Annotated in this window: 1 protein-coding gene; it reads left to right on the top strand. The window is 73.2% G+C overall.

Going from position 1 to position 9,678, the window contains the following annotated elements:
* Positions 1–52: 52 nt before the first annotated feature.
* Positions 53–9,667, top strand: a complete 9,615-nt coding sequence (locus AS97_RS17655) for a type I polyketide synthase (protein ID WP_210565250.1) — start codon at positions 53–55, stop codon at positions 9,665–9,667.
* Positions 9,668–9,678 lie beyond the last annotated feature (11 nt).

Here is a 9,678-nt window from a genome sequence, read left to right as displayed (position 1 = left end):
GAGCGTTCTGAACACATGAGCACCCCCTCCCTCTTCGCAAGGAGCCGACGCAATGGTGAATAACGAGGACAAGCTCCGGGATTACCTCAAGCGGGCCACCGCCGACCTGCGTCAGGCCCGCCGACAGCTGCGCGAGGTCGAGGAGCGGCACCAGGAGCCGATCGCGATCGTCGCGATGAGCTGCCGCTTCCCGGGCGGTGTGCGCACCCCCGAGGAGCTGTGGCGGCTCGTCCTGGGCGGCGAGGACGCGATCTCCGGCTTCCCCACGGACCGTGGCTGGGACGTCGAGTCGCTCTATGACGCCGACCCCGACCAGGCGGGCGCCAGCTATGTGAACGAGGGCGGATTCCTCTACGACGCGGGCGGCTTCGACCCCACGCTCTTCGGGATCTCGCCGCGTGAGGCCATGGCGATGGACCCGCAGCAGCGGCTGCTGCTGGAGACCTCCTGGGAGGCGTTCGAGCGGGCCGGGGTCGACCCGACCGGGCTGCGCGGCAGCCGGACCGGTGTCTTCGCGGGCGTGATGTACCACGACTACACTTCGCGGCTCGACTCCGTGCCCGAGGGCGTCGAGGGCTTCCTCGGCACCGGAAGCTCCGGCTCCATCGCCTCCGGCCGGGTGTCGTACACCTTCGGTCTGGAGGGCCCGGCGGTCACCGTCGACACGGCGTGCTCGTCGTCGCTGGTCACCCTGCACATGGCGGTCCAGGCACTGCGCAACGGCGAATGCTCGCTCGCGCTCGCGGGCGGTGTCACGGTGATGGCCACCCCGTCGACGTTCACCGAGTTCAGCCGGCAGCGCGGGCTCGCCGCCGACGGCCGCTGCAAGCCCTTCGCCGCCGCCGCGGACGGCACCGGCTGGGGCGAGGGTGTGGGCATGCTGCTGGTGGAGCGGCTGTCTGACGCGCGGAAGCACGGCCACCCGGTGCTGGCGATCGTGCGTGGCTCCGCGATCAACCAGGACGGTGCGTCCAACGGTCTGACCGCGCCCAACGGCCCGTCCCAGCAGCGCGTCATCCACCAGGCGCTCACCAACGGCCGCCTCTCCGCGGCCGATGTCGACGCCGTCGAGGCACACGGCACCGGTACGACACTCGGCGACCCGATCGAGGCGCAGGCACTGCTCGCCACCTACGGCCAGGAGCACACCGAGGACCAGCCGCTGCTGCTCGGCTCGATCAAGTCCAACATCGGGCACACCCAGGCGGCGGCCGGTGTCGCCGGCATCATCAAGATGGTCATGGCGATTCGCCATGGCGTCCTGCCCAGGACCCTGCACATCGACGAGCCGACCCCGCATGTCGACTGGTCCGCGGGCGCGGTGTCGCTGCTCGCCGAGACCACCCCCTGGCCGGAGACCGACCACCCGCGCCGGGCCGCCGTGTCCTCCTTCGGCTTCAGCGGCACCAACGCGCACACCATCCTGGAGCAGGCCCCCGCCGAGGAGACCGAGGAGGCCGAGGATGCCACCGAGCGACCGGCCCCGTCGAAGCGGCTGGACGTGGTGCCGTGGGCGGTGTCGGGCAAGAGCGCGGCGGCGCTGCGCGCCCAGGCGCAGCGGCTGCTGGCCCACATCGAGGCCGACCCCGGGCTGAGCCCGGCCGACGTGGGCCTCTCGCTGGCCACCACCCGGGCCCAGCTCGACCACCGCGCCGTGGTGCGCGGCCACGACCGCGCCGACCTGCTGGCCGGGCTCACGGCCCTGGCCGAGGGCGGTATGGCGGCGGGTGTCGCACAGGGCTCGGTGGTCGGTGGCCGGACGGCGTTCGTGTTCCCGGGGCAGGGGTCGCAGTGGGCCGGTATGGCGGTGGGGCTGATGGACGCCTCGCCGGTGTTCGCCGCGCGGATCGAGGAGTGCGCCGCGGCGCTGGCGGAGTTCACCGACTGGTCGCTGGTGGACGTGCTGCGGGGTGTCGACGGTGCGCCGTCGCTGGAGCGGGTGGACGTTGTTCAGCCGGTGTTGTTCGCGGTGATGGTTTCGCTGGCGGAGCTGTGGCGTTCGTTGGGTGTGCGGCCGTCGGCCGTGGTTGGCCACTCGCAGGGTGAGATCGCGGCCGCTTGTGTGGCGGGGATTCTGTCGCTGCGGGATGCGGCGCGTGTGGTGGCGCTGCGCAGTCAGGCGATTGGCCGGGTGCTGGCGGGCAAGGGTGGCATGGTGTCGGTGGCGCTGCCGGTGGCGGAGGCGCGGGAGTGGATCGCGGCTTGGGGTGAGGAGCGGATCTCGGTGGCGGCGGTCAACGGGCCGTCCTCGGTGGTCGTCTCCGGTGAGCCGACCGCGCTGGACGAGCTGGTTGCCGCGTGTGAGGCTGATGGGGTGCGGGCGCGTCGGGTGCCGGTGGACTACGCCTCGCATTCGGCGCAGGTGGAGTTGCTGCGCGAGGAACTTCTGGAGTTGCTGGCGGCTGTGGAGCCGAAGACGGCCGAGGTGCCGTTCCTGTCGACGGTGACGGGGGAGTGGGTCGAGGGTCCGGAGCTGGACGCCGAGTACTGGTTCACGAACTTGCGTCGCACTGTTGAGCTGGAGGGTGCGGTTCGGCGGTTGCTGGACGAGGGTTTCGGTGTGTTCATCGAGTCCAGCGCGCATCCCGTGCTGACGATGGGTGTGCAGGAGACTGCCGAGGACGCGGGCCGTGAGGCTGCGGCGATCGGGTCGTTGCGCCGTGACGAGGGTGGCCTGGACCGCTTCTGGGCCTCGCTGGGCGAGGCGTGGACGCGTGGCGTCGGCGTGGACTGGGAGGCGGTGTTCGACGGCACGGGCGCGGTCCGCGTCGAGCTGCCCACGTACGCCTTCCAGCATCAGCACTACTGGCTGGAGGCGGGCACCCCCGCCGCTGCCGCCACCGTCGCCGACCCCGTCGAGGCCCGCTTCTGGGAGGCCGTGGAGCGCGAGGACTGGCAGGCGCTCGCCGCCGAGCTGGACGTCGACGGCGACGAGCGGGTCAGCGCGCTGCTGCCCGCCCTGGCCACCTGGCGCAAGCAGAGCCGTGAGCAGTCCACGGTGGACGGCTGGCGCTACCGCGTCACCTGGAAGCCGCTCGCCGAGGGGCAGCCCGTGCGGTTGTCCGGCGCCTGGCTTGTCGTCGCCCCGGCCACCGAGGACGTCTGGGCCGACGCCGTGGCCGGTGTGCTCGCCGAACGCGGCGCCGACGTACGGCGGATCGTCGTGGACACCGACGCCGACGGCCGCGACGAGCTGATCGAGCGGTTGCGGGCCGCGCTCACCGAAACCGACGGCATCCCGTTCGCCGGAGTGCTGTCGCTGCTGGCCCTCGACGGCCACCCGCACCCCCGGCACCCCTCCGTCCCCGCCGGAGTGGCGGCGCAGCTCGCGCTCGTCCAGGCGCTGGGCGATGCGGAGATCGGCGCGCCGCTGTGGTCCGCCACCCGTGGCGCGGTCTCCGTCGGCCGTACGGACACTCTCCAATCCCCCGAGCAGGCGCTGGTCTGGGGGCTCGGCCGGGTGGCCGCGCTGGAACACGGCGAGCGCTGGGGCGGTCTGGTCGACCTGCCCGGGGCACCCGACGAGAAGGCGCTGGCCCGGCTGGTGACCGTGCTCGCCGGGGCCGAGGAGGAGGACCAGGTCGCGATCCGCGCCACCGGGCTGCTCGTACGCCGTCTGGTGCGCGCCCCGCTGGCCGCCACGCCCGCCGTACGTTCCTGGGAACCGGCCGGTACGACGCTGGTCACCGGCGGTACGGGTGCGCTGGGCGCCCATGTGGCGCGCTGGCTGGCCGGCAACGGGGCCGAGCATCTGGTGCTCACCAGCCGCCGTGGTCTGGAGGCCCCGGGAGCGGCGGATCTGCGGTCCGAACTGACCGAGCTGGGCGCGAAGGTGACCATCGCCGCGTGTGATGTGGCCGACCGTGCCCAGGTCGAGGCGCTGCTCGCGGACATCCCCGCCGAACACCCGCTGACGGCCGTCGTCCACACGGCCGCCGTGCTGGACGACGGGGTGATCGAGGGCCTGACCCCGGACCAGGTGGACCGGGTGCTGAAGGTGAAGGTCGACGCCACCCGCCATCTGCACGAGCTGACCCGGGATCTGGACCTCTCGGCGTTTGTGCTGTTCTCGTCCTTCGCGGCCACCTTCGGCGCGCCCGGACAGGGCAACTACGCGCCGGGCAACGCCTTCCTCGACGCCTTCGCCGAGCACCGGCGCGCCCAGGGCCTGCCCGCCACCTCGCTGGCCTGGGGCCCGTGGGGCGAGGGCGGGATGGCCGAGGGCGGCGTCGGCGACCGGATGCGCCGTCACGGCGTCGTCGAGATGGCGCCGCGGTCGGCCGTCACCGCGCTCCAGCACGCGCTGGACCGCGACGAGTCGGTGCTGACCGTCGTCGACATGGAGTGGAAGCGCTTCGTTCTCGCCTTCACCTCCGGCCGCTCCCGTCCGCTGCTGCACGACCTGCCCGAGGCGCGGGACGTCATCCAGGACATGGCCGGGGACGCCGAGGCGGACGGCGCGGGCGCGGTCGCGCTGGCCCAGCAGCTCGCCGGGGTGCCGGAGGCCGAGCAGGAGCGGCTGGTGCTGGAGCTGGTCCGCACCGCCGTCGCGGCCGTCCTGGGCTACGCGGGCGCGGACGACGTCGAGGCGGCCCGGGCCTTCAAGGAGCTGGGTTTCGACTCGCTGACAGCTGTGGAGCTGCGCAACCGGCTCGGCGCGGCCAGCGGGCTGAAGCTGCCGCCGACGCTGATCTTCGACTACCCCACCCCCACGGTGCTCGCGCGCCATCTGCGCACCGAGATCGCCGGCGGGCAGCGGGCGGCCGTGGCCGCGCTGCCGACCGCGGCGGCGCTCGCCGACGACGAGCCGATCGCCATCGTCTCCATGAGCTGCCGCTTCCCGGGCGGTGTGCGCACCCCCGAGGAGCTGTGGCAGCTTCTCATCTCCGGCGGCGACGCGCTGTCGGAGTTCCCGGGCGACCGCGGCTGGGACATCGAGTCCCTGTACAACCCGGACCCGGACGCGCAGGGCACCAGCTACACCCGCGAGGGCGGATTCCTCACCGGGGCCGCCGACTTCGACCCCACCTTCTTCGGGATCTCGCCGCGTGAGGCCATGGCGATGGACCCGCAGCAGCGGCTGCTGCTGGAGACGTCGTGGGAGGCGTTCGAGCGGGCGGGCATCGACCCGGCCACGCTGCACGGCACCCCGTCCGGTGTCTTCGTCGGCACCAACGGCTCCGACTACTCCATCGTCATGCGCAGCAACACCGAGGGCTATGAGGGCCACCTGGCCACCGGCAGCGCCGCGAGCGTCGTCTCCGGCCGCCTCTCGTACACCTTCGGTCTGGAGGGCCCGGCGGTCACCGTCGACACCGCGTGCTCGGCGTCGCTGGTGGCGCTGCACCTGGCCGTCCAGTCGCTGCGCCAGGGCGAGTGCACGATCGCGCTCGCGGGCGGGGTGACCGTGATGGCCACCCCGGGCACCTTCATCGAGTTCAGCCGCCAGCGCGGACTGTCCTCCGACGGCCGCAGCAAGGCGTTCTCCTCGGACGCGGACGGCTTCAGCCCGGCCGAGGGCGTGGGCATGCTGCTGGTCGAGCGGCTGTCGGACGCGCGGAAGCACGGCCATCCGGTGCTGGCGGTCGTGCGGGGTTCGGCCATCAACCAGGACGGTGCGTCCAACGGTCTGACGGCGCCCAACGGCCCGTCCCAGCAGCGCGTCATCCGGCAGGCCCTGGCCAACGCCCGGCTGTCTCCCGCCGAGGTGGACGTGGTCGAGGCACACGGCACCGGTACGACGCTGGGTGACCCGATCGAGGCGCAGGCGCTGCTGGCCACCTACGGCCAGGAGCGGCCCGAGGGGCAGCCCCTGCTGCTCGGCTCCATCAAGTCCAACATCGGCCACGCCCAGGCGGCCGCCGGTGTCGCGGGTGTGATGAAGCTCGTCCTCGCGCTGCGCCACGGCGTCCTGCCGGAGTCGCTGCACATCGTCGAGCCCACCCCGCATGTGGACTGGTCGGCGGGCGAGGTCGAGCTGCTGACCGAGGCGCGGGAGTGGCCGGAGACCGGCCGTCCGCGCCGGGCAGCGGTGTCCTCGTTCGGCTTCAGCGGCACCAACGCCCACGCCATCATCGAGCAGGCCCCGGCCGAGGAGCCGGACGAGACCGAGCCGGCGACCCGACGGCCCGGCGCGCTGCCGTGGACGGTGTCCGGCAAGAGCGAGGCCGCGCTGCGCGCCCAGGCCGCCAAGCTGCTGGCTCACCTCGACGCCGACCCGGCCCTGCGCCCGCTGGACATCGGCCACTCGCTGGCCACCACCCGCGCCGCCTTCGAGCAGCGTGCGGTGCTGGTGGGCACGGACCGGGACGAATTCGCCGGTGGTTTGGACGCTCTCGCTAGGGGGCAGGTCCTGCCCAACCTGGTGCAGGGGGCCTCAATCGGGGGCAAGGCCGCATTCGTGTTCCCAGGACAGGGGTCACAATGGGTAGGCATGGCCGTGGAGCTGTTGGATGCTTCACCGGTGTTCGCTGCCCGTATTGATGAGTGTGCCGCCGCGCTCGCAGAGTTCACCGACTGGTCGTTGGTGGATGTGCTGCGCGAGGCGGAGGGCGCACCGTCACTGGAGCGGGTGGACGTTGTTCAGCCGGTGCTGTTCTCCGTGATGGTTTCGCTGGCGGAGCTGTGGCGTTCGCTGGGTGTGCGGCCGTCGGCCGTGGTCGGCCACTCGCAGGGTGAGATCGCGGCCGCGTGTGTGGCGGGGATTCTGTCGCTGAAGGATGCGGCGCGTGTGGTGGCGCTGCGCAGTCAGGCGATCGGCCGGGTGCTGGCGGGCAAGGGCGGCATGGTGTCGGTGGCGCTGCCGGTGGCGGACGTACGGGAGCGCATCGCACCCTGGGGCGAGGAGCGCATCTCGGTGGCGGCGGTCAACGGGCCGTCCTCGGTGGTCGTCTCCGGTGAGCCGACCGCGCTGGACGAGCTGGTCGCCGCGTGTGAGGCCGATGGGGTGCGGGCGCGCCGGGTGCCGGTGGACTACGCCTCGCATTCGGCGCAGGTGGAGTTGCTGCGCGAGGAACTTCTGGAGTTGCTGGCCCCCGTACAGCCCAAGGTCGCCGAGGTGCCGTTCCTGTCGACGGTGACGGGGGAGTGGGTCGAGGGTCCGGAGCTGGACGCCGAGTACTGGTTCACCAATCTGCGTCGCACCGTTGAGCTGGAGGGTGCGGTCCGGCGGTTGCTGGACGAGGGTTTCGGTGTGTTCATCGAGTCCAGCGCGCATCCCGTGCTGACGATGGGTGTGCAGGAGACCGCCGAGGACGCGGGCCGTGAGGCTGCGGCGATCGGGTCGTTGCGCCGTGACGAGGGTGGCCTGGACCGCTTCTGGATCTCCGTCGGCGAGGCGTGGACGCGTGGCGTCGGCGTGGACTGGGACGCGGTGTACGAGGGGACCGGCGCGGTCCGCGTCGAGCTGCCCACGTACGCCTTCCAGCACCAGAGCTACTGGCCGCAGGCGGCCGATACCCCGGCCGACGAGTCGGGCGCGCCGTCCGATGCCGTCGACGCCCGCTTCTGGGAGGCCGTCGAGCGCGAGGACCTGGCGTCGCTGGCCGACACCCTCGCGTTCGAGGACGACGGCGAGCGGTCCTCGCTCGGCGCCGTCCTGCCCGCCCTGGCCACCTGGCGCAAGCAGGCCCGTGAGCAGTCCACGGTGGACGGCTGGCGCTACCGCGTGACCTGGACCTCGCTGACCGAGGCCCAGACCGCGCGGCTCTCCGGGACCTGGCTGCTGGCCGTGCCCGAGTCCGCCGCCGTCGACGACTGGACGCTCGGCGCGGTCCGGATGCTCACCGAACGCGGCGCCGAGGTACGGCAGATCACCCCCACCGCCGTGGAGTCGGACCGCGCGTCGATGACCCGCTTGGTGCGCGAGGAGCTGGCCGACACCGCGACCGTCTCGGGTGTGCTGTCGCTGCTCGCCTTCGACCAGGGCACCGCGCCCGGCACCGACGGCGTCGACGCCGGGCTGACCGGCACCGCCGTGCTGATCCAGGCGCTGGGCGACGCCGGGGTGGACGCGCCGCTGTGGTGCGCCACCCGCGGCGCGGTCGCCGTCGGGCAGACGGACACCGTGGACTCCCCCGAGCAGGCACTCGTCTGGGGCCTGGGCCGGACCGCGGCCCTGGAGTACCCGGAGCGGTGGGGCGGTCTGGTCGACCTTCCCGGATCGCCCGACGAGCGGGCGCTGTCCCGGCTCGCCGGGGTGCTCGCCGGCACCGACGGCGAGGACCAGCTCGCGGTGCGCGCGGCCGGGGTGTTCGCCCGCAGGCTCGCCCATGCCCCGCTGGCCGGTGCGCCCGCCGTACGGACGTGGAAGCCGGCCGGTACGACGCTGGTCACCGGCGGTACGGGCGCGCTGGGCGCCCATGTGGCGCGCTGGCTGGCCGGCAACGGGGCCGAGCACCTGGTGCTCACCAGCCGCCGTGGTCTGGAGGCCCCGGGCGCGGCCGAGCTGCGGGACGAGCTGACCGAGCTGGGCACCAAGGTCACCGTCGCCGCGTGCGATGTGGCCGACCGCAAGGCCGTCGAGACGCTGCTGGCCGCCATCCCGGCCGACCAGCCGCTCACGGCGGTCATGCACGCCGCGGGTGTCCTGGACGACGGTGTGCTGGACGCGCTCACCCCGGAGCGGTTCGCGACCGTCCTCGGCCCCAAGGCCGACGCGGCGCGCCATCTGCACGAGCTGACCCGCGAGCTGGAGCTGTCCGCGTTCGTGCTGTTCTCCGGTATCGCGGGCACCCTCGGCGATGCCGGACAGGGTAACTACGCGGCGGCCAACGCCTATCTCGACGCGCTGGCCGAACAGCGCCGCGCCCAGGGACTGCCCGCCACCTCGGTGGCCTGGGGCCGCTGGGGCGAGACGGGTCTGGCCGCCGATGGCGCCATCGGCGAGCGGCTGGACCGGGGCGGTGTCCCGGCGATGGCGCCGCACGCGGCCATCACGGCGCTGCAGCGGGCCCTGGACCACGCCGACACGGTCGTGGCCGTCGCCGACATCCAGTGGGACCCCTTCGCCCACGGCTACACGGCGGTTCGCCCCAGCCCGCTCATCAGCGAACTGCCCGAGGTCCGGCGGCTGCGGGGGACCGGCGCCACGGCCGGTGAGCCCGGCACGGCCTCGGACGGGTCCCCGGCGGACACGCTGCGCAAGCGGCTGGCCGGGATCTCCCGGGCCGAACAGTCCGTGGTCGTCCTGGAGGTCGTGCGCACCAACGCGGCCGCCGCGCTCGGTCACCCCTCGACCGACGAGGTCGGCGCCGGGCGGGCGTTCAAGGAGCTGGGCTTCGACTCGCTCATCGCGCTGGAGCTGCGCAACCGGCTGACCGCCGCCACCGGGCAGAAGCTGCCCGCCACGCTGGTCTTCGACTACCCGACCCCGGCGGCCCTCGCCGAGTTCCTGTGCGGCCGGATCGTGGGCGACGGCGGTACGGGCGCGGCGCCCGGACTCGCGGAGCTGGACGCGCTGGAGTCCGCCCTGTCCGTCCTCGCCCCCGACAGCGAGGCACGGGACGACATCGCGGTCCGCCTGCGGGACCTCGCGGCGAAGTGGGCGGAGCCCCGTACCGACGAGGCCGAGACGGCCGACGGCGAGGGCGGGACCGTGACGGAGAAGTTGCAGGAGGCGACGCCCGACGAGGTCTTCGCCTTCATCGACAAAGAACTCGGAATCTGAGGATCTGAAGG

The organism is Streptomyces sp. AgN23 (assembly GCF_001598115.1).
GTDB lineage: Bacteria > Actinomycetota > Actinomycetes > Streptomycetales > Streptomycetaceae > Streptomyces > Streptomyces antimycoticus.
The sequence above is the reverse complement of the archived record's forward strand: the minus strand, read 5'-3'. Positions and strand labels throughout refer to the sequence as shown.

Bases quoted from the DNA above. Each gene is read 5' to 3' on its own strand.
- AS97_RS17655 (WP_210565250.1), top strand. From the start codon at position 53: ATGGTGAATAACGAGGACAAGCTCCGGGATTACCTCAAGCGGGCCACC.